At 58.3% G+C, this 22,031-nt stretch carries 26 protein-coding genes; 4 read left to right on the top strand and 22 right to left on the bottom strand.

What is annotated here, in order from left to right; all coding sequences use genetic code 11:
- Positions 1-150 precede the first annotated feature (150 nt).
- From FXO12_RS00470 to FXO12_RS00460, 3 genes are read left to right on the top strand one after another with little or no spacing between them, the layout of a single operon-like run.
- Positions 151-411 carry a DUF2790 domain-containing protein gene (locus tag FXO12_RS00470; protein WP_057978635.1) on the top strand — a complete coding sequence of 87 codons (261 nt, stop codon included), beginning with the start codon at positions 151-153 and terminating at the stop codon, positions 409-411.
- Positions 412-453: 42 nt separating this feature from the next.
- Complete coding sequence (locus tag FXO12_RS00465; protein WP_003192516.1) at positions 454-1,125, top strand: heavy metal response regulator transcription factor; 672 nt, start codon at positions 454-456, stop codon at positions 1,123-1,125.
- Complete coding sequence (locus tag FXO12_RS00460) at positions 1,122-2,522, top strand: heavy metal sensor histidine kinase (RefSeq protein WP_057978637.1); 1,401 nt, start codon at positions 1,122-1,124, stop codon at positions 2,520-2,522. The genes FXO12_RS00465 and FXO12_RS00460 overlap by 4 nt, the downstream gene beginning before the upstream one ends.
- Positions 2,523-2,534: 12 nt before the next feature.
- Here the strand turns inward: FXO12_RS00460 and FXO12_RS00455 are convergent, their stop codons facing one another.
- From FXO12_RS00455 to FXO12_RS00440, 4 genes are all read right to left on the bottom strand, one after another.
- Positions 2,535-3,071 carry an anti-virulence regulator CigR family protein gene (locus tag FXO12_RS00455; RefSeq protein ID WP_054898330.1) on the bottom strand — a complete coding sequence of 179 codons (537 nt, stop codon included), beginning with the start codon at positions 3,069-3,071 and terminating at the stop codon, positions 2,535-2,537.
- Positions 3,072-3,150: 79 nt separating this feature from the next.
- Positions 3,151-3,780, bottom strand: a complete 630-nt coding sequence (pcp, locus tag FXO12_RS00450) for a pyroglutamyl-peptidase I (RefSeq protein ID WP_054898331.1) — start codon at positions 3,778-3,780, stop codon at positions 3,151-3,153.
- A 7-nt stretch (positions 3,781-3,787) separates the two neighbouring features.
- Complete coding sequence (locus FXO12_RS00445) at positions 3,788-4,738, bottom strand: DUF979 domain-containing protein (protein WP_034128251.1); 951 nt, start codon at positions 4,736-4,738, stop codon at positions 3,788-3,790.
- Complete coding sequence (locus FXO12_RS00440; protein WP_054898332.1) at positions 4,735-5,451, bottom strand: DUF969 domain-containing protein; 717 nt, start codon at positions 5,449-5,451, stop codon at positions 4,735-4,737. Before FXO12_RS00440 ends, FXO12_RS00445 begins: the two co-directional genes overlap by 4 nt.
- Before the next feature lie 885 nt (positions 5,452-6,336).
- Between FXO12_RS00440 and FXO12_RS00430 the strand changes: the two genes are divergently transcribed.
- A complete protein-coding gene (locus FXO12_RS00430) occupies positions 6,337-6,690 on the top strand; it encodes a hypothetical protein (protein ID WP_160049434.1) in 354 nt (117 codons plus the stop codon).
- Here FXO12_RS00430 and FXO12_RS00425 read toward each other — a convergent pair.
- The 18 genes from FXO12_RS00425 to FXO12_RS00340 all read right to left on the bottom strand — a co-directional run bounded on the left by FXO12_RS00425 (position 6,671) and on the right by FXO12_RS00340 (position 22,030).
- Positions 6,671-7,201, bottom strand: coding sequence for a lysis system i-spanin subunit Rz (locus FXO12_RS00425; RefSeq protein WP_160049432.1), 531 nt, complete (start codon positions 7,199-7,201; stop codon positions 6,671-6,673). The two genes, FXO12_RS00430 and FXO12_RS00425, sit on opposite strands and share 20 nt — an antisense overlap.
- Positions 7,198-7,623 (bottom strand): structural protein, encoded by a 426-nt coding sequence (locus tag FXO12_RS00420; RefSeq protein WP_160049430.1) that lies wholly within the window; start codon positions 7,621-7,623, stop codon positions 7,198-7,200. Before FXO12_RS00420 ends, FXO12_RS00425 begins: the two co-directional genes overlap by 4 nt.
- Positions 7,624-7,666: 43 nt before the next feature.
- Positions 7,667-8,677 carry a hypothetical protein gene (locus FXO12_RS00415; protein ID WP_160049428.1) on the bottom strand — a complete coding sequence of 337 codons (1,011 nt, stop codon included), beginning with the start codon at positions 8,675-8,677 and terminating at the stop codon, positions 7,667-7,669.
- Positions 8,678-8,705: 28 nt separating this feature from the next.
- A complete protein-coding gene (locus FXO12_RS00410) occupies positions 8,706-9,353 on the bottom strand; it encodes a hypothetical protein (RefSeq protein ID WP_054898339.1) in 648 nt (215 codons plus the stop codon).
- A 325-nt stretch (positions 9,354-9,678) separates the two neighbouring features.
- Positions 9,679-13,512 (bottom strand): phage tail protein, encoded by a 3,834-nt coding sequence (locus tag FXO12_RS00405; protein ID WP_160049427.1) that lies wholly within the window; start codon positions 13,510-13,512, stop codon positions 9,679-9,681.
- 59 nt (positions 13,513-13,571) lie between these two features.
- Positions 13,572-14,171: a tail assembly protein gene (locus tag FXO12_RS00400; RefSeq protein ID WP_160049425.1), complete on the bottom strand. Its 600-nt coding sequence runs from the start codon at positions 14,169-14,171 to the stop codon at positions 13,572-13,574.
- A 51-nt stretch (positions 14,172-14,222) separates the two neighbouring features.
- Complete coding sequence (locus tag FXO12_RS00395; RefSeq protein ID WP_256678910.1) at positions 14,223-14,567, bottom strand: hypothetical protein; 345 nt, start codon at positions 14,565-14,567, stop codon at positions 14,223-14,225.
- A gap of 26 nt (positions 14,568-14,593) precedes the next feature.
- Complete coding sequence (locus FXO12_RS00390) at positions 14,594-15,349, bottom strand: C40 family peptidase (RefSeq protein WP_160049423.1); 756 nt, start codon at positions 15,347-15,349, stop codon at positions 14,594-14,596.
- A gap of 2 nt (positions 15,350-15,351) precedes the next feature.
- The gene (locus tag FXO12_RS00385; protein ID WP_160049421.1) at positions 15,352-16,104 is read right to left on the bottom strand and encodes a phage minor tail protein L; all 753 of its coding nucleotides are present in this window, start codon (positions 16,102-16,104) and stop codon (positions 15,352-15,354) included.
- Between the two features lie 9 nt (positions 16,105-16,113).
- Positions 16,114-16,452, bottom strand: coding sequence for a phage tail protein (locus FXO12_RS00380; protein ID WP_069556774.1), 339 nt, complete (start codon positions 16,450-16,452; stop codon positions 16,114-16,116).
- Positions 16,453-16,458: 6 nt separating this feature from the next.
- The gene (locus FXO12_RS00375) at positions 16,459-19,152 is read right to left on the bottom strand and encodes a phage tail tape measure protein (RefSeq protein WP_160049419.1); all 2,694 of its coding nucleotides are present in this window, start codon (positions 19,150-19,152) and stop codon (positions 16,459-16,461) included.
- 25 nt (positions 19,153-19,177) lie between these two features.
- Complete coding sequence (locus FXO12_RS00370) at positions 19,178-19,432, bottom strand: hypothetical protein (RefSeq protein ID WP_160049417.1); 255 nt, start codon at positions 19,430-19,432, stop codon at positions 19,178-19,180.
- A 29-nt stretch (positions 19,433-19,461) separates the two neighbouring features.
- Complete coding sequence (locus FXO12_RS00365) at positions 19,462-19,809, bottom strand: phage tail assembly chaperone family protein, TAC (RefSeq protein WP_160049415.1); 348 nt, start codon at positions 19,807-19,809, stop codon at positions 19,462-19,464.
- 9 nt (positions 19,810-19,818) lie between these two features.
- A complete protein-coding gene (locus FXO12_RS00360; RefSeq protein ID WP_034127816.1) occupies positions 19,819-20,310 on the bottom strand; it encodes a phage tail tube protein in 492 nt (163 codons plus the stop codon).
- A 59-nt stretch (positions 20,311-20,369) separates the two neighbouring features.
- A complete protein-coding gene (locus tag FXO12_RS00355; protein WP_160049413.1) occupies positions 20,370-20,738 on the bottom strand; it encodes a DUF3168 domain-containing protein in 369 nt (122 codons plus the stop codon).
- Positions 20,735-21,226: an HK97-gp10 family putative phage morphogenesis protein gene (locus FXO12_RS00350; RefSeq protein ID WP_160049412.1), complete on the bottom strand. Its 492-nt coding sequence runs from the start codon at positions 21,224-21,226 to the stop codon at positions 20,735-20,737. Before FXO12_RS00350 ends, FXO12_RS00355 begins: the two co-directional genes overlap by 4 nt.
- Positions 21,219-21,554 (bottom strand): phage head closure protein, encoded by a 336-nt coding sequence (locus tag FXO12_RS00345; protein WP_160049410.1) that lies wholly within the window; start codon positions 21,552-21,554, stop codon positions 21,219-21,221. Before FXO12_RS00345 ends, FXO12_RS00350 begins: the two co-directional genes overlap by 8 nt.
- The gene (locus FXO12_RS00340) at positions 21,554-22,030 is read right to left on the bottom strand and encodes a head-tail connector protein (RefSeq protein ID WP_160049409.1); all 477 of its coding nucleotides are present in this window, start codon (positions 22,028-22,030) and stop codon (positions 21,554-21,556) included. The genes FXO12_RS00345 and FXO12_RS00340 overlap by 1 nt, the downstream gene beginning before the upstream one ends.
- Position 22,031: the final 1 nt, after the last annotated feature.

Genomic DNA, 22,031 nt, shown 5'->3' with positions numbered 1-22,031 from the left:
CTACGGATCACCTCGACGCTTGTAAACGCCGAGTCCTGGCCCGTCACCTCCAAGTAAAAAATGACGAACTTGTCATGATCCTGTTGGTTGGCTGTTGGGGTCGCCTGGTTACCGTGAGCTCACTACCCACCCGGAACGTGAGACACCACCATGAAACTGATTGCCCTGGGCTTCGTCGCTTTGCTTGCCACTGGCTCGGTATTCGCTGCCGACACCGCCCCCGCTACCAACGTGATCCACGACAAAACCGGCTTCTTCGTGCACCTGGATGTCGCCAGGGTGCTGTCGAGCACCGACACCTACGGCCAATGCGGGGTTGTGCCGGCGCAACTGCGCTATCTGGACCACCAAGACCGCGAACATGTTCTCGATTACCAAGTCCAGGGCACCGGTTGCGCCAATGACAATTGATCGGGCTACACTGGCGCAACTTATTGAAGCAGAGCACTTCCCATGAACATCCTTGTAGTCGAAGACGAACCCAAGGCCGGCAATTATCTGCTCAATGGCCTGCAGGAACTGGGGCATTGTGTGAGCCTGGCCCGCGATGGCGTGGACGGTTTGCACCAGGCCCTGGAGACGCCGTTCGACGTAATCGTACTCGACGTGATGATGCCGAAAATGGATGGCTGGGAAGTGCTGCGTCGCCTGCGCAAAGAGGCCGATACGCCGGTGCTGTTCCTCACCGCCCGCGATGACATCGCCGACCGCATCAAAGGCCTTGAACTGGGTGCCGATGACTACCTGATCAAGCCCTTTTCGTTCGCCGAACTGGTGGCGCGCCTGCGTACCCTCAACCGTCGTGGCCCGAGCCGGGATGAAGAGCAACTGCACATCGCCGACCTGCACATTGACGTACTCAAACGTCGGGTCACCCGCGCCGGCACGCGCATTACCCTGACCAACAAAGAGTTCGCCCTACTGCATCTGTTTGCCACGCACCAGGACCAAGTGCTGTCCCGCTCGCTGATTGCTTCGCGGGTATGGGACATGAACTTCGACAGCGACACTAATGTGGTGGATGTCGCCGTGCGCCGCCTGCGCCTGAAAATCGACGACCCGTTCCAGCTCAAGCTGATCCACAGCGTGCGGGGCATTGGCTACCGCTTCGATACCCAGCCATGAACCGTCAACACCCTTACTCCCTGACCCTGCGCCTGGCGTTGATCTTCGCCCTGCTCGCCTTCGCCTTGCTGGCCACCCTGGGCGTGGCGCTGTACCGGGAACTGGAGCGCGAACTGATCCGCCGCGATGACGCCGCGCTGATATCCCGGGTGGACCAGTTACGCAACCTGCTCAACGACAGCAATACCCTGGACCTGATCAAGACCAAGCCAGAGCTGTTCCAGAACATGTTGGGCAACCGCGAATCCGTGCTGAGCATTGCCGCCCCCGACAAACAGCCACTGCTGCTGGTAAACCCGGGGAATATTGAGTTGCCGTCGATCCAGCCGCTGCCCAAGGATCACCGGCTCATATTGAGCGACGTGCAACATTTACCAGGCCTGAACGGCATTCCCTTCTCGCTGGTGGCCGTGGCCATCGACTCCGGCGACCTGGGCAGCTTGCAAATCACCAGCGGCCGCCTGATGACCGAGCGCACCGCGGTGCTCGCCAGTTATCGACTCAGCGTCTACATCCTGGCGAGTATCGCCGCGATCATCCTGGCGCTGGTGGGTTACCTGCTGGTTCATCGCGGCTTGCTGCCGTTGCGCCGCCTGGCCCGGCATGCCCAAGGGATCGGCGTCAGCAACCTGGCCGAACGCCTCGACAGCCAAGGCGCGCCGAAAGAATTGCTGCCCATGATCGACTCGTTCAACACCATGCTTGAGCGCCTGGCCAAAGGCTTTGTACAACTGGGCCAAGTATCCACCGATATGGCCCACGAACTGCGTACCCCGATCAACAACCTGCTCGGCGAAACCCAGGTTGCCCTGCAGCAGCAGCGCAGCATCGAGAGCTACCAGCAACTGCTGGCCTCCAATGTCGAAGAGCTGGAACGCCTGGCGCGAATGCTCGACAACATGCTGTTCCTGGCCCGCACCGACCCCGCCAGCGCACTGCGCCAACGCCAGGCGCTGGACGCAGCGGATGAAGTGGAACGCATCGCGGATTACTTCGAGGGGCTGGCCGGTGATGTGGACATGCACATCACCGCCTTGGGCGAAGGGGTGATCTGGGCTGAGCCGATGTTGCTGCGCCGTGCCTTGGCCAACCTGTGCGCCAACGCCATCAAATATGGCGCGCCGGGCTCGGAACTGAGTATCCAGGCAGTGCCGGATGGCGCGGGCATCAACCTGAGGGTCAGCAACCACGGCCAGACGATCCCGGCCGAGCACCTGCCGCGGCTGTTCGAACGGTTCTACCGGGTGGATGAATCCCGCGAGCGGTCAGCCCAGTCCAACGGCCTGGGACTCTCGATCGTGGCGACCATCATGCAGCTGCATAACGGGCGGTACCGTGTAAGCAGTGAAGATGGCGTGACCTGTTTTGAGTTGTTTTTCCCCGGCCGTGAAGCCTGAGGGCGCTGCGACTCAATCAAACGCGCCGTTCAGAACTTCGTAGATGATACCGGTCGCGATGGCCACCAATATCAAGTCGGTCCCCGCTTGCTGCCACTCGTAACCGTCGTAGCGAGGCAACTGCCCCAGCAAGCGGCCGTCCAGCTTCTTGGCAATACCCGGCGGCAGGGGCTTGCCGCGTGCCAGGTTTTTCTGAATGCCAGGCGGTAAGGCTGGCCCTGGGCTCCAATAATCGCGGTGACCGCCCAGCACGTTCAGTACAAGACCGCGATCAACGCTGAAGTCATTCCTGGAGGGCCCACCATTGTCCTTGCCCCTACCTTGCCCACCCTGGGCATTACCTTTGTTATTACCCTGGCCTTTACCCTTGTCCTGCCCACCATAGGCATCACCCTTGCTATTGCCTTGGCCTTTGCCCTGCCCACCGTAGACATCACCTTTATTGTTACCCTGGCCTTTGCCATTGCCTGGATCTGCAAAGGCAAGGCCACTGGTCACGGACAGTGCAAGGGACAACGCAACCGACACGAACTTCGTACGCTTTAACATGGTGACTTCCCAAGGCAAATATGTGCTTGAACTGTAGTTGAAATCGCAACACAGCGTACACAAACAACAGCGCCTGCCGTCAGCTCACCTGACCACCACTCAAGGCGATATCTACCTGGGTTTGCCAGGCTGCCAATGCCGCCACACGCAACCCCTCGACTATTGTCGATAGCGACATCGAATGCTCGCCCGCGTCAGGCAAACCAGGTACGTGAATAAACCCACTGCGCACCCCAGTCCCCACCAAGGCATGCTGTAAACGATAAAACACCTGATTACACACAAACGTCCCCGCCGTCTGCGATACCGAGGCCGCAATGCCCGCCTCACGCACCGCCTTGACCATGCCCTTGATCGGCAACGTCGAGAAGTACGCCGCCGGGCCGCCATCCACTACCGCAATATCAATCGGCTGCGCCCCCAGATTGTCGGGAATACGCGCATCGTTAACGTTGATCGCAACGCGCTCGACGGAAATATCACTGCGCCCAGGCCCCAGGCCCGTGGCGATGACCATTGCCGGCCGCAGTTCGTTGATCAACTGCAGCAAGGTTTCGGCAGCGGTGGCAAATGCGCAGGGCAAGCAACGCGAAACCATTTGCACCCCCTCGCACAACTGCACACCGTCCAACTGGCGCACGGCCTCCCAAGAAGGGTTTACCGCCGCCTTATCAAAGGGCTCGAAGCCCGTCAGCAATACGTTTTGCACAATGGCCTCACATCAACAGATAGAGCAGCACGATATTGACCACCAGCATCATCAGCGCCGTGGGTAGTTGGGCTTTGATCACCGCATTTTTATCCGGCAGCTCCAGTAGCGCCGCCGGGACGATATTGAAGTTGGCCGCCATCGGCGTCATCAACGTACCGCAATAGCCAGAGAACATACCAATCGCCGCCATCACCGCAGGGTTGCCGCCGTAAATCCCCACCAGCACCGGCACGCCGACGCCACCGGTCATCACCGGAAAGGCCGCAAAACCATTGCCCATGATCACGGTAAACAAGGCCATGCCCAACACATAGACCATCACCGCCACCAACTTGTAGTCCAGGTTGATGTAGGTGGTGGTGACATGGGCGACCGCCGTGCCCACCCCGGCCTCATTGAACAACAGCCCGAGCATCGCCAGCATTTGCGGAAGCACCATGGCCCAGCCCAGGGCTTCGGTCAGGCGACGAGATTCGCGTAACGCTTGTACCGGCGTATCCCGGGTCAGCCAGCAGGCCAGGCCAAGGGCGATCAGGCAACCGATGCCGAGGGAGACAAAGGTGGTGTTCTTCGGGTCCAGCAGCGGTACACCACCGATTTCGGTGTGTTTGAGCAACACTGAGCCAATCACCGTGGTCAGCGGAATCGCCAACGCCGGGATGAACAGTTTGTGGCCCAGGCGCCCGGCACTGGCGCGGGACGCCTTGTCGTGCAATTCGGCATGCTGGCCACGACCAACGCCGCCCAAGCCCGCAATCAATGCCATCACCACCACACCCACTCCGATGACCACCGAAGGCAGGCGCTCGCCTATAAGGAACGGTACGGCGAACAACAACCAGAACAGCGCACTGGACCAGCGCTTGGGGTGGGAACGGTCGAGCAGGATCATGCCGGCGGTGATCAGCAACAGCACGCCCGCCAGCCAGTACAGGTATTGAATGGAAATAATCATTGAGCCGCCTCCACCGGAGCGGTGGCCGAGCTCATTTCGTGGGTCAAGCGCCGGTCGAAACGATGCAACCGGATCGCGTGAATGATGAAGGCACAGATCGCCGTCGGGATGCCCCACACCGCAATGTGCAGCGGCTCCACATCAATCCCCGAGCCAAGCAGGAAGGTGTGCATCAACGCAATCGCACCAAAGGCCACGAAGATGTCCTCACCAAAGAACAACCCGACGTTGTCGGTGGCAGCGCACATGGCCAGTACCTTGTGGCGCAGCTTGTCAGGCAGCTTGCCATAACGTTTTTCTGCGGCGCCCTCGGCCATCGGCGCCAGCAGCGGCCGCACCATCTGCGGATGCCCACCCAGGCTCGTCAACCCCATGGCAGCCGTGGACTCACGCACAAACAGATAAATGATCAGCAAGCGCCCGACCGTGGCGCGTTCGAAGCGTGCAATCCAGTTCTGCGCATGCAGGCGCAGGCCATGGCGTTCCAGCAGGCCAATCACCGCCAGCGGTAATAACAGAATCAGTTGCAAGGCACGGGTCTGAAGGAAGCCATCACCCATGGTGGCAAGAATTTTTTCCAGCGGGAACTGGGCGGCAAGCCCGGTGGCGATGGCGGCCGCGGTGACCACCAACAGCGGATTGAAGCGCAATACAAAGCCGACCACGATGACAAGTACGCCGATCAACGGCCATAAGTTCACAACAGTTTGCATGGCGGGGAGGTCCTTTAGTGCGCGCTGCGGCGCCATTACAGCAGGATGTGGGCAAAGGGCTCACAGCGTGAAAGTGGCGTGCAGTCGGCTCGGTTTTTTATTGTTGACCTGGAAGGTCGAGCGTCAGTGGCGCAACTTTGCTGCCTGGGGCCGGGGGTGTCCAACAAGAAAAATTGTTGCTGCAAACCAATAATTTTTGTGGGGGGATGGCTTCGGGCGGTACGGTGCCATGCAGAGATTCAGCGCAGTTTTTTTGGAAATATCGCGAGGATGAACTCGCTATGGCGTCGGCAGGGAAAATTCCTGATCAGCGCCTATACTCCACGGTGCAGCTGTGTGTACTTGGAGTTCATTCACGGCGTCGTGCCGACAATGAGGGGTTCCCGCTATGTATGCCGGACAAATGAGTAATATGGCGACCACGCTTGGCGAAATACGCTGCCAGCTGTTCGCCCAGGTAATTTGCCTGCTGGCGGTGGCGACGCTGTTCGCCTGATCGAACATTCAAGCCCTGAAAGGACGCCGCTCGGCGTCTTGGCTTTCCTTTGCCCAAATTTCAAGCAACAAAAAAGGGCCCACCTTTCGGTGGGCCCTTCTAGACCGCCCAGCAGAGCGGATTTTGTTTGGTAGGCGCGATTGGACTCGAACCAACGACCCCCACCATGTCAAGGTGACCCCGGAACGCTCGTAACCAACTGAAATATAAGGAAATTAGGCCTATTTAGGTCGCTCCAAAAACGCGCTTATAGCTCTATAAGAATCAATAACTTAGCGTTGGATATTGCTACAGTGATTCCCTTCCCGGCGTCCTGCCGACGAACACCACTCCCCAAACCCGCAACGCCTCGATTACTGTACACACATACAGTACATGAGATTCACGCTATGAACGTAGACATGGACACCGATGATTGGCTCGGCTGCCCCACTCCCCTTGAGATGTACAAGCACCAATGCTCAATCCTCGTAGATGAACTGGTCGAGACAGAGCGCATGTTGCGCAGAGCACGAGCGAATATCGCCGGACTGGTCCAGATGAATGACCTTCTAATGAAAGGCAAGGCTCAGGCCGAGCAGCAGTTAAGCCTGGCAAGCTCAGAGCTCGCCGACCTTAAGGGCTCGCTCACAGAGCCTGGAGTGCTCAGTATTAGGCTTGTGGCCGGGCAGCGCGATCACTTCATGCGCGAGAATCAACGACTGCTGGCAGAACTCAGGGCCCTCAAGGAGCCACAGCCCTGACGTAGGCTTGACAAGCGCGCAGCGCGATTATGGCGTTATCCCCGTCATCGGTGATGCGGATAATTCTTTGAGAATGCGCTGGGTTAAGTTGGGCTCGACGGGCTGCATGAACCACGCCGGCGGCGCCGGGGGCGGCAGGCACGTCGCAGCGACTGGCTGTGTCCGTGCCGTCGAGAAGGACTGACAGCCGGACATCAGCAGTGGCAAGGCGATCGCGAAGAGAAGCCTGGTTGCGTTGAGCATCGGATAATTCCTGAGTGTGTTGTTGGTCCTGCACTGCGATCTGCTGCTCGATGGCCAAGCGCTTATCCTGCTCGGCCTTCTGCTGCCGCCAGGCTTCGTTGGTTATGGCGTCGAGCTGACCCTGGTGCGCGGCGCTTTGGGCCGAGAGCTGTTCGGACAGTTGCTTGCCCAGTCGCCAGTCCTGAACCTGCCAAGTCACGCCGCCGGCGCTGGCCATCAACAACAGAACCAGCACCGCCAGGCCGGCAATCTTCTGCACTGGCGTCATGTCAGTGCCCGCCGCACGCCTTCCGCCAGCACTTCGTCGGGGTAAACGTACCCAGCGTTCTCATGGTGGATGATCGCCTTGACGAAGCCCGTCATGACCTTTGTTTGGGCCAGGTCAATTTCCGCACCAGGCCGAGTACCGGTATTCGCTTCAACCGCGCGCACGTACGCCGCAGTATCGTTCTCTGCGGACGGAGCCCACCGGCTGATGATCGCCTTCACAGTCTTCAGGCCATGTTTGCGCTGATAAGTCAGCAGCAACTTGCCCAGGGCGCGAATACCATTCTCGGGCGTATCGAACCTGGCGAAGCGCTTCTCTAACGCAGCGTCTGGCTTCAACTGGCCCTGCCACTGGTTGGCCGGGTTGTAATCGATGTTGCCGGGGTTGTTGTTGCGTACCCCGCGAGTTTCGGTGCTCGACATGCTTTTCTCCAGGCGTAAAAAAGCCCGCTCAGTTGGCGGGCTGCTATTCTTCGGTCGATCTGAGTGGCGGCGGCGTATCGACCTTGGGCATTTCAAGACGCACATCGATCCAGCTATTCAGCGGGACATCCATTGGCGCCCCCCAGCCAGGCACCATCTCTCCGTCATCGGTGAGCGTCCAGCGCTGTTTGAACAGGCGGATGATGACAGTGCCGTCCTCTGCCTGATGACTGTCGGTGATACCAAGCATACGGCCACCGTCTGGGGAGCTTGGGTCGTGGGTCCGCCAGCCCTCCAGTGCCAGGCCGAGGCTACCGGTCACCCGATACTCGCCAACGCCGAGGCGCTCAACAATAACGCCGCGTGCTTCATCGTTGGCCACACCCCATTCGCCGGCGTGGAGAAACGATTCCTCTTGGAGGTCGCGGCGCTCGCTGGCGGACACACTCGCGATTCTCAGGATTGGCGATGCCGCCGAAAGCGCACCGCCGGAACCGCGGGTGGTGTTGCCTGTGTGATAAAGCTTGTATGTGGGGCCGAATGCGCCGCCATTGTTAGATTCCGTGGTTCGAAAATGTAAGTTACCAGTGCCTTGGGCAACGGGGATGAACAACTGCGCTTCGAAGTCCTGGGCGTAGGGAATACGGATAACTGTGCTGTACGACAAGCCTGAAGATGAGCCCGGCGCGCCAAGCCTGGAAAAAGCACCACCTTGGCCGGGTTCGCCAGGCCTATCTGCTTGATATGTCGTCGGCGCATTGTTCGAATAAAACCCACTGTAAGTACCCGCAGGGATAAGCTCGCCTTCTTGCAGCCCGAAGCTTTTAGTTGATGCAGCGCCTAACCCTAAGCCTTGCCGGGCAGCACTCTGCGTAGTCCCGCCTGTTCCTCCTTTCGCAACGGGCAGCGCCGAGGGCAGCTGTCCGTTAGCCGGAGCACCAAGGGCAGTATAAAGCTCGCTCGAGTTGTCGTTATTTTTCTGGCTGGCAGTACGGAACGTATCGCCGCCCTGGCCTGTAGGCGCCGTACCAAGATTAATGCCTTGTCTTGCCATTGAATTAAACCCCTATACGAAATGAAAATTAAACAGCCAGCTTCCCAAATACCGCAGAGAGCGAAAAGTATGTTGGATTCGTCACGGTAGTAACGCTAAATCTGATAAGCCCGGCCGGGAAGTCATATCGAAGACCTGTCCCTCTAGATTCATTGTTTCCCGCCATCATGGGCATCCTTGCATTATTGATCATCAAGTAATCACCTAGTGCATAGTTGAGAGGAACCGAATACCAATTTGTTATTAGCCCTTGTCCGCTCTGCTCCGCGTGCGTAAATGTCCAGTTTTGCGCGACCCTTGTGAATACTGCCGCCTGAACAGCAGAGTCAAATATCTGTTTTCCATCCGCACCCCACATTCTTAGGCCATATGTGGACAAAGGCTTGGATGAAAACGCAGCTACGAATATGTTTCCAGAGTGAACCTGCCCAGAGGTCACTGTGGCGCCGGTCCACGCCCCCGCCGATCCTTCAAGAAGAACGCCAAGCTGAATCAGCGAGCCATTATTTGGCGGCCTGATAAAAACAAGGGGCGGCTCCTGCGTGTCAACCACATTCTGAAAGACGACGGACGCGCCAGAGTTATAGGTGCCCTTATGAAAGACACACAACCTCGCATATTCAGAGTCTAGGGATATAGCGCCAGAATCATTCACCACTTGCAGTCCGTAACTCATCACGCCCACCTTGCAACAATGAGACGCATGGTTGCCGAAGAGAATGAATCGGAAGGACGAGCTTTGAGAAAATTCCTAACATAAACTTCGTTCGTGCCCATTTCGCACTCCAACTGCCTGTTAGATACGACCTGCGAGTTATCGTTATTGATCGGTAACAAAAAGCATATCGCGTTGTTTGTGGTGCACCCTGGCGCTGCAAAGGTCCTAGTGCCCAGCGGTCCTGAGGAATAGGACACAAGTACCGACAGAACAATCCTATAAGTGGATATGCTTGTATCGAACTCAAGGGTGCCGTTAGGAGACCAAATTCTTAAGCCGGAACTCATTCTGTTTGGTCTCCTAATTGCAGTCTTTTGACGTTGTTTGCGTCCCAAAAGCGCAGAGATCTGTTCGTCATCATTGATCGCCCTTGCCCAGGAGCTACACCGTTGATTTCGAAGGTTCCGTCGAAAAACAATTTCCAGCCTGTCTGCCCTGCGACGTAGTTGTTCGACTGGATGTAGCTACCTATCTTCGCGTTGGTTATCGTCCCGTCCTGGATGAATGCCGACTTGATATAGGTTTCTGTGCCGTTCACCGCGAATGGCACGCTTGACCCTGCCGCCCCTACCTCGCCGTTGTAGATTGCAAACTGATCCGCCTGGATGACGAAGCGCGAAGTAACCTGACCGTTCGCCCCAGTCTCAATGCCAAGTCCTACGCCGGTAGAGTAAGGCGCCCCATTCACATCGAACTTGAATCGGAACGAGTAGGTGCCGGTGATCTTTCCGTTTACGTCTTGGTTGATGCTTGCTTGTTGCTGGAACTGCTGCGTGTGTCCGTTGACGGTTGTTTGCAGCTGAGTAGTCTGGCTTGCGGTGGCTGACGCCTGATCGGATACCGTCTTAATCTGCGTCTGTACGGTGGACTTGTTCCCGTCAAAATCTGAGCGAAGCGCCGTTATTTGGCTGGTTGTAGCGGTCTGCTGGTTGACGAGCGCGGTCGTTGTCTCCTCATAGGTGGCGTAGTTTTTGATAACTTGAGCTTCGACAGTTTGAGTCAGCTTGCCTTGGGCGTAGTCACCATCGGTAATAGCAGACTGGATCGACCAAACGCCCGCATAGCCCTGGGTTCCGCCAGCCAGGTCATTCTCAGAGCCAGCCATAGGCGCATTGATTTCTGCGTACACACCGTCAATTCGCTGCGTCTGCGCGGTCAGCTTGTTATCAACGTTGGTTACTCGCTGATTCACTTGGGTAACGTTATTTACCGTAGCCGCCAGGCCGGTTACCGGGTCATTTACCTTTGTCTGGAGCTGGGTAAGCTGTTCCTGAGTGGCAACCACCCTCCCATCGACTGCGGTGATTTCCTGGTCAAGGTTATCAACCCGTATTGCCAAAGCGTTCGTTTCAGTGAGGATGTCGCCGACGTCTTTCCAGTTTTCGCTGGGAGGCTGCGAGCCACTGTTAGCCTCCAGGGCTTGGTACAGCTTGTTTCCCTGGCGAACGATGTCACCCTTGGCGTAAGCCTTTGCTGCATCCCACAACAGCGCATCAACATATGGCTTGATTTGCGCCTCTAGATCCTTTCTAAGCTGCTCATTTCGAGCGTTCACAGACCCAGGCCCATCGCCGTCGATCAGATTGATGCGTCCATTGAGGGCTGGAGCCAGCGATGATTCATCAATCTGCCCCTTGACCTGCTCAAGGAGCGGCCAAGCATCCGAAACAGACTGGCCCATCACTCCGTTTACGGTCGGATAGAACGGGCCAATGTTCCCGGTGCGATCCACCAGGCGCGCCCAGAAGAACAGAGTTGCCCCTGACAGAAGCGACTGCATACGGTAGTCGGCCTGCGGGTATGCAAGGTCGGCCAGCTTCGTCGCCGCCTCCAGGTTGTTCGCTGGTCCATACCACAGCTCGGTCCGCTGGGTATCCTCGGCGCCAGCAGGGAAGCCCCACTTGATGCTGATCCCGAACAGTTCGCCTTTAGTGGTGAGGGACGACACCGCCGGCGGCAGGCCGACCTTCCCTTCCAGGTTGGTCAGGCTCGAGTTTTTCCAGATCGAAGAGATTTCAAACGCACTCACCGCACGCACCCGGGCCAGGTAGGCGCCCGAGTAGATGCCGGTGACATCTACGCTCGTCGATCCCGTACGCTGCACCTTGATCCAGTTGCCGCTGTCCTTGCGCCACTCCACGTCATAAGCGACGGCGCCCGCAACAGCGGGCCACGAAATGTTCATGGTGCTGATGGCAATGCCCTGGCTGATGGCATAGCTCGAGGTCAGCGTGATGCTGGCCGGCGCCGGTACCACGGTGATCGGGATAACGCTGATCGGCCGCTCTTCCAGGCGGGCGCCGGTATCGATGTGCGCAAACTTGCTCGGGTCGTACTGAACCGCCGATATCTCGAATACCCCAGGCTCTGGCCGGGCCACGCTCACCACCCGATACAGCGGGATGGCCAAGTCGTCAGCATCGAGCGCCCACACCAGTTCAGGTTCAGGCGTCACCGAGTAAGCCACCGTGACGGTTACCTGCCGGCCGCTGACCAGTTGCACCGTGCGCCCCTCGCACTTGCCGTCTGGCAGGTTGAGAATCAGTCGGTCACCGGGCTTGGCCTGGGTGTCGCGGTCCAACATAATGACCTTGCCGTTCACCGCCGAGATGCGCCCACCCACTGGCCGACCGGCCAGCAGTTCGTCAGCAATCGGGATCACGTAGCCAGGCAGCGGGATACGGCCATCCAAACCAACCTTGAAGGTTACGGCCCGATCCTTGGAGTTGGTCAGCAGCGCCCACTTGCCGCGGCGCTGGGCCTCGGATTCGCGGGTGCAACCGATGGCGCTGATCTCCAGCGGATTGTCGCCGTAGCGCCGCTGCAGCTTCTGATCGGTCACGGCGGTGACGTCAGTGTCGTAGTTGTTCAGCGGGTTGTCGTAGCTGACCAGTGCACGGGTGTAGCGGGTCCGCTCCGATGCGCTGGAATAGGTGAACTTGCCGTCGATAACGTTTGCCCGGGTGTAGGCAAAGTCGAAGTCCGTTGCGCGCGGCATATCCGAGAGAGTGAACACCTGGCCCTGGGCCCAGTACGTCATGCCTCGGTAGATCGCCGAGATATCGCGCAGCAGTGACCAGGCATCAGCTTTGCTCTGCAGGTTCAAGTTGCAGATGAAGCGCGGCTCCTGGCCACCCTTCCCGTCCGGCACAAGCTGGTCGCAGTATTGCGCGATTCGGTACAGCTCCCACTTGTCCACCATCCACGGCTTGATGCGACGGCCCAGGCCGAAACGATCGGCGGTGGTGATGTCGTAGGTCATCCAGACAGGGTTGTCGGTCCAGGCCTGCTTGAAGGTGCCGTCCCAAACGCCACTGTACGAGCGCGACACAGGGTCGTAGTTGCTCGGCACCTGCATTTTTTTCAGCTTGGTCTCGACCGTCACGGCCGGGATGCTACGGAACTGCTCGGCGGAAAACTCGATGTAGAGCAGCGCCGTGTTTGGGTAGCGGATCTTCGCGTCGATCACTTCAGTGAAACCGGCGATCTGCATGGTGTCGGAGATTTTGTTGTTGTTCTGGTTGACCGTAATCCTGGTGATACGCATCAACCAGCCAGTAGTGGCCTTGGGCAGATCGATACGCCGGGTACGCTCGTACACGCTGGTGATCTTGCCATCGACAGCTTCGCTCAGCACTTGCTGGTAGGCGCCGCCGTCGGTGGCCAGCTCTACCTTGTACTCAATCCGGTAACCATTGATGTTGCCCCCGGCGTCCACGGACTGGAGCGCCGGCCAGGCGAAGCGTACGCGCACAGCGGAAAGCTGGGTGTTGTTGATCGCCCTAACCCATGGGGTGCCGCTGCGCAGCTCAGTGCTGATGGTGGTCTCGTTCTCGACCGATGGGATCCCCTGGATATAAGTCTGGTCCACGGCCCCGGTGCGCCACTCCCACTTCACGTTCGGGAAATTCATGTTCCCCTGTGGGTCTTGCAGCGGAGTGTTATCGAGGTAGATATCCCTGGCCGTTGGCGTCCCTTCGAATTCACCCTCGCCCACGGCGATCAGCATTTTGGCGACGGCAACCGAGCGCAGACTGTCTGGGGCTTCTGTCGGCGTTTTTGGCTTCTCTTCGCCGCCCTTTGCGCCGTGGATGTCGATCTTGCTGTCGTCGCCCATCTTTTTCTCCAAGCAATAAAAAACCGCCTCGTGGGCGGCTGCGTTGCTGCGAATGTCGGTTACATCTGGTCTTCGGCGTAGATAGCGGCGCTGATGATCGCACCGCCCACCCGCCGCTTGCCGTAGCAGAGAGGTACCGGGTTGCCCGACGCAGTGGTGTTCTTCGCGCTGCCGAATGCGTAGCCGGGCGTGTTCTCCGGTGCGGCGCTGGTCTTAAGCCCACCGGCCTGGGGGCTGAGCATCTGGATCACGCCACCAGCGACCAAGGCAATGCCAGGGGCTACAAGAGCTAAACTCGCTCCACCGGTTGGTGCGGACAGCAAATAACCTGCTGCGATCAACACTGCTCCGACCACTGTCTGAATAATCCCCGCTCGCTTGTTCCCTGTCACAATTGGCGCGATTCGAATATCTCCATCGCCAACAAAGCCAAGCTCTTTTTCCTGAAGATTCTTTGATCCGCGAAAAACCGCAAATTCGAGCCCTCGGCTTTTGGCGTTTGAGATAAATCTCTCGAATCCTTGAATTTGAACACAGAGCGCTTTTACAGCCTCCGCCGGGGTCCTAACAGACAGCCTAAATTCACGACCGAAACGCCTTAATGCGCCATATAGCCGAACCGTGGTTATAGGCTGATATTTGATTGCGGAATCTGACATTATATTTCTCCAGGCAAAAAAACCGCCCGTAGGCGGTATTTGTAGCATCTATTACAGGCAGGATCTGGCAGTTTCCGCCCACTTCCCGCTCCCCATTATCGCGCTCGATTTATAGACTCTCACGCGAGATCCGGGTCCGTCCTGGTCTATATTGGCTAGCGCTGCCGCACCGACAAAATCCAAACTCAGCAACAATCGATAGCCGCTCTCAGTTTCGGTTGAGGTTGTGGCCGCATTGATTTCTTGCCATTTTGGCATCAGGCACTTCGCATATCTGGCTGGCGTCTTAGATGTTGAGGCAGAAAACTCTGGCTTTGCATCCTCAAGAGAGGATACAGATGAACACCCCACCAGCATCGCCACCGCCATCGCCGCTATCAAAATCCGCATGATCATTCCTCGTCCTGAAAGTGGCGACTGTATCACCGTGCGTCACGGTGGCGAAGAATCAGGCGTGTCCGGTCGTGCCACGGGCCGCCGTAGATGATGATCTCGGATGGCCTGCCGTATAGGTGGTGCAGCAGGAACGGGCCGGGGCCGAAGGTAGCGGAATCCTCACCAGGTAGTGCCGGATCGGTACCGAGGTATATGCCTGCGTGGTTCGGGTGCACCGTACGGCCAACCTGCATAACGATCATGTCACCGCGCTGAGGACTGTCTACGCTAACGAAGCCGGCAGCCTCATAGTGTTGCTCGTACAGGCTGGCGTTCTCCGCACGCTCCCACCAACCATCCACGCGCTGGAAGGCCTCGAACTCGAGCCCCCACTCGCGCTGATACCAGTCAGCACAGACCTGCCAACAGTCCCAGGCGCCGTGCACGAACGGGCGCTTGAGCAGCGGCGTGTTTCCGGTCGGCGTGATCGACCTCAAGTCCCCTTCTGGCCACGACAGGATGTGCCAGGGCAAGGCAGTGGCCTCGCACATGGCCAGGTCGTGCGATGACGGCCTGCTTGTAGCGTCCGGATGGGAGTGCACGATACCGATAACTTCGCCCAGATCTTCCGCTGCGGCATAGTCCTCTGGATCAAGCCTGAACTCTTCGTTCGGCTCAGTGGCGATGTTCTTGCACGGGAAGTATTTCTGCGCGCGGCCCACGGCAAGCAATAGGCCGCAGCACTCGCGTGGATACTCCGCTGCAGCATGCGCCTGAATCGCCGCGATGATGTGCTTACGCATGTTCAGCTCCTCGAAATCAAGCTGACGGCGGGGAATCCACCGAAGCTGAGCTCGTTGTTCTCGCCGAAGCGCAACTTGCAGGAAGAAATGCAGCCCTTGCACCGATCCTCGGCCGGGTCATCCGTCGGTTTGTCTTCGTCATCGAACATCGCCGCGCCGGTATAGCCGCAGTCCGGCCCGCGGTAACCGTTGGTCATGGCCCAGTGGCACAGCGTCGTCATCTGGCGCCCGGGCAGCCCGTGGTTATCGATCTCGCCCGGGGAGGACAGCTCCCAGACCACGGCTTCCCCGTCCTCGCTGGTTTTTTGGTCGATGTACCATATCTCCAGCGCCTCCTGGGTAGGGTCGGCAGTTGGGTTACCTTCTGGAAAGTTCACCGGGTCCAGGTACTGGGCCAGGGTCTCGCGAATCGTCAGCTTGAACTTGAGCATGTCCTCGAAGGCCAGGCACAACGCGGTGACGCGACCGTTGATGTTGCCGGCGGCGAACGTTGGCCTGGTAGCCGATCCATCGCTGTTTGAGCCGATACCTTCAATCTGTACAGGCCAGGCGGCGTACTCGGCCCCCTGCCACCAGATCGACTTGGCCGGGAGCTCCTCTTCCGACCCCTCATAAGCCAGAAGCTCATCCGGCGTGTGCGGTATGGCGTGCCCGTGAAAGCGCAGATAGTCGGCGCCGTATTCAGTCCCGTCGATTTCGAACAGGCGAATCTCGCCGCCGGGCTCCAGTTTTTGGATGTCCGCGATCAGTGCCATATATAACCTTTAGGGTTGGAAGTTTTGTTCGAAGGTTGCGGTGAGCGTGTAGTTTTCCGCGCCGTGGGGTGTGAGCTGATATCCATCACACTTGTACAGCCCCAGTTCGCCAAGCGGCGGCGTCCACAAAAACCCTCTGGCACCCTTATGGGCATCGATGAAGTCCATTATCTGCTTCGTGCGAACGCCATCACCGAGAAACGTGAGCGGCCAGGACTGCGATTTGTTGTTGATGCCATCGCTTACCGATTGCGCGTAACCATCGCCAAAGCCTTTGGTGCGGACCCGGAATTTTGCCTGGCCCTGCGGGTCAGTCCTCGGGCACCAGGTGAACCTTTCAAGCGCCATAGCTGGTCACCCCTTGATTGCTCTATTGATGCTGCCGCCCTGCCCCAGATCCTTGCGAATCAGCTGTCGATAACGCTGGTCAACAAAATCACCGAGATCCTTCCCGAACTGCTGATAAGCGGGGTCGTCCGCTGTAGCGCTGGTAGTCCCATCACTTGCAACAGTCACAGTCACGCTTATCTGGGCAGGAGCGCCCATAGCGCCAGAGCCCCCACCAACAGCCCTAACACCAAGAGCACCGCTCGATGTTCTGGTCAGCGGCATGATTGCCTCTGGTCCAGCCTCGCCAAACAGCGCCATAGGTGCCAGTGTTGGGCCCGTGGCGATAGAGTTAGTGAATGCTCCGCCGTTTGCGAACATCTGCACACCGCCCGACCAGGCCCCACCCTTGGCTTGCGGAAAGTAGCTGCCGGAGTAACCACCAGCGGACGCACCCAGATTGGACGACGTAGCACCAGCAGATCCTGCTGCTAGCCCGTTACCGCCACCACCGCCGGCAAAGTAGTTGATGCCGGCGCCCACCAAGCTGCTCAACAACGCGGAACTTGCCTGCCTTGTGGCAATGCGGGCCATATCGGCCAGAATGGATTTGGTGAAGTCAGCAAACGACGCCTTACCGGTGATAGCAAAGTTCACCAGCGAATCTTCCATGGAGCTGAAAGCGTTGCTGAACATGCTTTTTGTTTGGCCGGCGACGTCTTTGGCGCTATCCAAATAGTCCTGCCAGGCGCTCTTCGCGCCGTTCGACCAGTCGCTCTGCGCAGAGTCCATCTGCGCCCATCCCTCCTGCATCGCAGCCACTTGCTTCGGCAGGTACGCATTTGTCAGGTCAATCTGGTCTTGAAGGGCTTTGCGCTGAGTGTCAGTTGTAGCAGTTGCAAGCTCGGTCCGAAGGGAAAGAACCTTATCGTTCGTCTGACGCTCAAGCTCCAGGCGCTCGAGATAGCGATCGGACTCCTTGCTGCCCATGCCGACGGCCGCAGCCTGTGCCGCATACTGCTCGCGCTGATTGTTCAACTGCCGCTCCAGGTCAGCCTGGAACTGCATCGCCTGGGAAAGCCCGGTGGCGGCGTTAACTGCTTCGTTGAACTGGCTCGCTAACCATGCGGTGGCTTTGCCGTACTGCTCTTTGGAGATTTTTCCGTTTTTCTCCAGCAGCGCGATCTGCCCGGTCTGCTTGCTGAATTCGTGCGCCGCGGCGTTTACCGGGTCATAGGTCTGACGGAGCTGATCAAAAGCCGTGGCGGCCTCTTTAAGCTGGGCCTTGAGTTTGCTCTGGGCCTCCGTGGCGGCTTTGGTGGTGCCGTTGAGTTGAGCTACCTGCTTATCGATCGCCTCGATCGCTCTCCTGTAGCGGTCTGCATTATCGGGATCCTTAGCCATTGCCGCGACAAGCGCGGCACGATCCTGCTGCAACTTGTTCAAGCGATCGTATGAGTCGAGCAGCTTCAGCGATGCCGCCGTGGTTCCCTTGAACGCCTCGGCAACTTTTTGCTCTTGCTGCTCAACCTGCTTGTTTCCCTCGACCAGCTTTTGGTCGCCCCATCCACGTAGATCGCTATAAGCCTTGTAGCTAGCCAGACGCTCATCCGATGCTTTCTTGGCGGCCCCGAGGTCCTGCCCGAAAAGATCACCAATGAACAGCGTTGGGTTGGTGGTGAATTTGTTCAGCGCGCCCTGGGACTTGTTGTAAGCGTCCAGCGAACGGTTGGTCTTTTCCTCATCAGAAACACCAGCGAGGTGCCGGGTCTTTCTGTCAGTAGAGAAGAAAGCAGTGACCTGCTTCAGGTCATTGGCCATTGCGCGCAAGTCATTCGGCAGCTGCGCCAAACCGCTCGCCGCCGCACCGGTTAGTTTCACCACCAGCGCTGCTAAGTCTGCCATGCCCTGCTGAAAGGCTGGGTCCTTGACGATATCGCGCAACCCGTCGAGCGAGTTTTGCAGCGGCCCCATATCGACGTTCGCGAGCCCGGAAACAAACTCATTGCGCAATCCTTCGACCTGAAACTGCAGGTCTTGGATGATTTCGTTTGCGCGCACCAGGTTAGCGATCTGGGCAGGATCCATTGCGATCCCGAAGTCCTTAGCCTGGGCCAGGTACTTACGCAGACTCTCGCCCCCTTTATCGAGCAGGGGCAGCATTCGCGAAAGATCGTTGCCGAGGCTTTCGAGAATGTTGATTTTCTCGGACTGCGTTGCGACCTTACCCAGGCCGTCAGCAATGGCGAGCAGCTGCTTGTCCGGGGACATGCGGGCCAGCTCTTCAGCAGATAAACCGAGCTTGTTGAGTCCTTCAATGGCCTCCCCGCCACCGGTGATCACGGCGTCGCCGATCTTGTCACCGATATCCTTGAAGATATCGGCCATCTTGTCGCCGCTGAGCCCGGCGCGCTCGGCAGCATATTGCCACTGCTGCAGCACAGTGGTGCCGATACCCAGGGATTTGGCCCACCGATCCGTCTCAGTGGTCGCCGCCGCCGTGTTCTTCAGCATCACCAGCGAGGCGGTACCCACACCCAAGGTGGCAGTCACCACGGTTGCCAGTGCGCCGCCGATCTTCTTGCCGGCGGCCTCGGCGCGGGCCTCCATTTCCTTCATGCGTTTTTCGGTGACGCGGCCGGCCTTGTCCATGCCTTGCTCGAAACCACCGATGCGCGCAATCAGGTCCAGCGTCAGCGTGCCGAGTGAACGAGTAGCCATGGGCTATTTCCTGTGGATGCGCAGGTCATGCCCATTCGGCCATGGCCGTCTCGAGCGATACCCCTGCTTTTTCTTGGTGAGGCATGAAGTCAATCAACTCTGCGGTGCCGCCACCCAGCCGATTGACCTGCAGCGCAATGACCGCACTCATCTGCTCGGATCGAGCCGCCAAATTGAAGGAACCATGTTTGTTCCTGTACGCAGCCCAGGCCATGGCCTCGGCGTAGCTGATGCTGGTTTTTGCTTCCGCCACTGTTCTGCCGCCGACTCCGTTCAGCACCAGCTCATGCCAGAACTCATCGGCGGCCGTTAGTTTTTTGAGCGATCAGCCCCGGTGCTGTTGACCTCATGCACTGCGGCAAGAATTGCCCAGCCCAGGCCAGGGTTTAGGCGGTAAGCATCTTCGTAAGAAATGGCCTCTTCGCCGTTTTCGCCCAGCGTTACGCAAGTTGAGATGTACTTAGCGTTGCGGCTCTGCTCTGAATCGCTGGCAGAGAAGAGCTTTTCGATCATGCCGAATGATTGCGGCATTACGAAAATTGAGAACTTGTCAGTGACGGGTTTGCCCTTGGTGTCCTCGTGTTTCCAGACAACCGCTTTTTTTACCATGGCGCCGCCGACGAGACCGCCGGCAGCTTTCAGTTCAGTCAGGTTCATGTTTCGCCCTTATGTGGTTTTCTTGATCCAGGCGGAACCGCCCGAACGCTGAATGGTTGCAGTGGTGGTCACGACGGTGTTTGCAGCGAACGAGAACGGGAAGTCCGACACGTAACCTTCAAACACGAACCAGGTCCGCGTGGCCGGCAGCTCGAAATCATCGCCGTCAGTTTCAAGCGTTGGCAGCGCCGTACCATCAGACCAGCCCACCGCCCACTTGATACTGGTATCGCCGTCAGCCTCGGAAAGCTGATGCAGGCGAATATGGCTGGCGTTGTTGGGATCAGCATTCAAGCCCAGGGAAGCCTGGCCAGGGGTGCGCAAGCCCTTCTTGTAGCTACGCTCCTTGGCGCTCAGGCACGTATCTTCAATCTGGTCAGCCGGCGCACCGCCTGGGTCAAAGCTGGTGGCACACTCCACCTCCATGACGGTGTAGGGGCCGGTGCCGGACAGTGGTGGAACGAGGGCAAAGACCTGCGTGCCCTGGGTGAGAATGGACATAGGTGTCTCCTGCGGACAAAAAAATACCCGCTCATGGCGGGCTTGGGTTTGGGGCTTGGTTATCGGCGGACAATCCAGTCCACGTCGAAGCTGTATCGATACAGGCCTGTCTCCGCGTCCTTGGTTTCACCGTTGTAGCTGGTAATCGTTGCGCTCAGTTCGACCGCATATTCAATGGCGTGCCCAGCGGCCCGAGCTGCGGCGGCGGTGGCTCCGTAAACATCCACCTGAAGGCCGTAGGCCTCTGCATCAGGACGCCCAGCCAAGAAGCTTTCCGGCGAGCCGTTGACCACCTGCCATACGCAATACGTTCCCGCAGGCGTGTCAGGCGCCATGCCGAACAAATAGAGCCGCGTCGGGTTGGTGCCCAGCAGCGCCGTAACGCCAGGGTCAGCAGCAGCAACTTGAAAGATTGGCGGATACTTCATTGCGATGCCTTTTTGGCTGCACGCTTCAGGGCGCGGTCGATGGATTTCTCGTACTCGGTTACGAATGTGTCAGTCGCTGCGCTGATATTGTCGGCAAGGGCTTTACGCATAAAAGGAGAGCCCTGCATTTTTACAGTCCCAAACTCCCAAAGCCTCCAGTGGGGGGTTGGCCCATTGACTGATAAATCAGGTGTGGTCCCTTTCTTGGGAAGGACCGCGCCATGCAGCACACCGACCCGAAAGCCCAGATTTCCAGTCTGCTTAAACAGCCGCCCATTCCAACGAAGCGCGATGTTCTTGGCAATAGACCGGCCAGTAGCCGAGTCGTCCAGCTTCTCGGCGCCCTCCTTTGCTTTGTTGGCCACCAATTGCGCAGCCTTGCGCAAAGCCGAGCGCCCACCTTTGCGCTTGAGGTCGTATGTCACCGCCTCAAGCTTGCCGAGCAATGAATCTAAACCGGTGATGCTGAACTCCACGCCGTCAGCCATCGCTCACACCCTCGCTGCAGGGCATCGTCAGATAGTCAAGCCCGCTATCAGTATCCGGTAGCACGCCCTGAATATCGTAGATCTTGCCTCTATGGAGTATGCGCATTGTGCCGTCCACGCCGGTGCGGTAGCGAATCACCACCCGGGCGGTGACTTTGTTCTGCGGCGCCGAAGCGGCTACAAACTGCGTTACAGAAACTGGGTCAACATCCGAAGGAACGCTCACCCAGGCGTCGACCCATGTCTTCACCATTTCGCCTGTGACCGGATCTTGCACAAAGCTGGGCCGCTGGATGGTAATCCGATGCCGCAACTTGCCGGCGCGCATTACACACCCATCCGGATGCGGTAAGGCATCAGCAACGCCTTGCTGGTCAGCGGAAGCTCAGTACCAATAGTGCCCGTCACAACCTCCTCCCTGTTCGCAAATAGATGGCCGAGCTTGAGCAGGCAAGCCGCCTCAATGCCCTTGTTGATGACAATCCCGTACTCGTCCATGTCGATTGCCTCGAAGGCATCCGCCAGGGCCTGGCGAGCACGTTCACGTAGCCTGCATCGGTCTTCTGAGTTTTCAGGGTCATCGGCTACTACCAGCGCAGCGCGGTAAATGGCGCGCGCCGCTTGGGTTCGCTGAAGAGTGGTGGACTTTGCAAGATCCACGGCGGCCTGATCGGCAAAGAACCGGCGCTGAAGGAACTGCTGGGCAGCCTCTTCGGCGCCATCCAATTGCGACTGCACCAGTTCCTGGTCTTCAGGCTCTGCAAGCAGGTGCTTCATGGCAAGTTCGATGTCGATCACGCTCATG

It is taken from the genome of Pseudomonas sp. J380 (assembly GCF_009827115.1).
In the GTDB taxonomy this organism is placed as follows: Bacteria; Pseudomonadota; Gammaproteobacteria; order Pseudomonadales; family Pseudomonadaceae; genus Aquipseudomonas; species Aquipseudomonas paracarnis.
Note: the sequence above shows the minus strand (reverse complement) of the source record. Positions and strands in the feature narration are given on the sequence as shown.

Coding starts and splice junctions, on each gene's coding strand:
- FXO12_RS00470 (WP_057978635.1), top strand. CDS start 151: ATGAAACTGATTGCCCTGGGCTTCGTCGCTTTGCTTGCCACTGGCTCG.
- FXO12_RS00465 (WP_003192516.1), top strand. CDS start 454: ATGAACATCCTTGTAGTCGAAGACGAACCCAAGGCCGGCAATTATCTG.
- FXO12_RS00460 (WP_057978637.1), top strand. CDS start 1,122: ATGAACCGTCAACACCCTTACTCCCTGACCCTGCGCCTGGCGTTGATC.
- FXO12_RS00455 (WP_054898330.1), bottom strand. CDS start 3,071: ATGTTAAAGCGTACGAAGTTCGTGTCGGTTGCGTTGTCCCTTGCACTG.
- FXO12_RS00445 (WP_034128251.1), bottom strand. CDS start 4,738: ATGATTATTTCCATTCAATACCTGTACTGGCTGGCGGGCGTGCTGTTG.
- FXO12_RS00440 (WP_054898332.1), bottom strand. CDS start 5,451: ATGCAAACTGTTGTGAACTTATGGCCGTTGATCGGCGTACTTGTCATC.
- FXO12_RS00430 (WP_160049434.1), top strand. CDS start 6,337: ATGAACGTAGACATGGACACCGATGATTGGCTCGGCTGCCCCACTCCC.
- FXO12_RS00425 (WP_160049432.1), bottom strand. CDS start 7,201: ATGACGCCAGTGCAGAAGATTGCCGGCCTGGCGGTGCTGGTTCTGTTG.
- FXO12_RS00420 (WP_160049430.1), bottom strand. CDS start 7,623: ATGTCGAGCACCGAAACTCGCGGGGTACGCAACAACAACCCCGGCAAC.
- FXO12_RS00415 (WP_160049428.1), bottom strand. CDS start 8,677: ATGGCAAGACAAGGCATTAATCTTGGTACGGCGCCTACAGGCCAGGGC.
- FXO12_RS00410 (WP_054898339.1), bottom strand. CDS start 9,353: ATGAGTTACGGACTGCAAGTGGTGAATGATTCTGGCGCTATATCCCTA.
- FXO12_RS00405 (WP_160049427.1), bottom strand. CDS start 13,512: ATGGGCGACGACAGCAAGATCGACATCCACGGCGCAAAGGGCGGCGAA.
- FXO12_RS00400 (WP_160049425.1), bottom strand. CDS start 14,171: ATGTCAGATTCCGCAATCAAATATCAGCCTATAACCACGGTTCGGCTA.
- FXO12_RS00395 (WP_256678910.1), bottom strand. CDS start 14,567: ATGATCATGCGGATTTTGATAGCGGCGATGGCGGTGGCGATGCTGGTG.
- FXO12_RS00390 (WP_160049423.1), bottom strand. CDS start 15,349: ATGCGTAAGCACATCATCGCGGCGATTCAGGCGCATGCTGCAGCGGAG.
- FXO12_RS00385 (WP_160049421.1), bottom strand. CDS start 16,104: ATGGCACTGATCGCGGACATCCAAAAACTGGAGCCCGGCGGCGAGATT.
- FXO12_RS00380 (WP_069556774.1), bottom strand. CDS start 16,452: ATGGCGCTTGAAAGGTTCACCTGGTGCCCGAGGACTGACCCGCAGGGC.
- FXO12_RS00375 (WP_160049419.1), bottom strand. CDS start 19,152: ATGGCTACTCGTTCACTCGGCACGCTGACGCTGGACCTGATTGCGCGC.
- FXO12_RS00365 (WP_160049415.1), bottom strand. CDS start 19,809: ATGAACCTGACTGAACTGAAAGCTGCCGGCGGTCTCGTCGGCGGCGCC.
- FXO12_RS00360 (WP_034127816.1), bottom strand. CDS start 20,310: ATGTCCATTCTCACCCAGGGCACGCAGGTCTTTGCCCTCGTTCCACCA.
- FXO12_RS00355 (WP_160049413.1), bottom strand. CDS start 20,738: ATGAAGTATCCGCCAATCTTTCAAGTTGCTGCTGCTGACCCTGGCGTT.
- FXO12_RS00350 (WP_160049412.1), bottom strand. CDS start 21,226: ATGGCTGACGGCGTGGAGTTCAGCATCACCGGTTTAGATTCATTGCTC.
- FXO12_RS00345 (WP_160049410.1), bottom strand. CDS start 21,554: ATGCGCGCCGGCAAGTTGCGGCATCGGATTACCATCCAGCGGCCCAGC.
- FXO12_RS00340 (WP_160049409.1), bottom strand. CDS start 22,030: ATGAGCGTGATCGACATCGAACTTGCCATGAAGCACCTGCTTGCAGAG.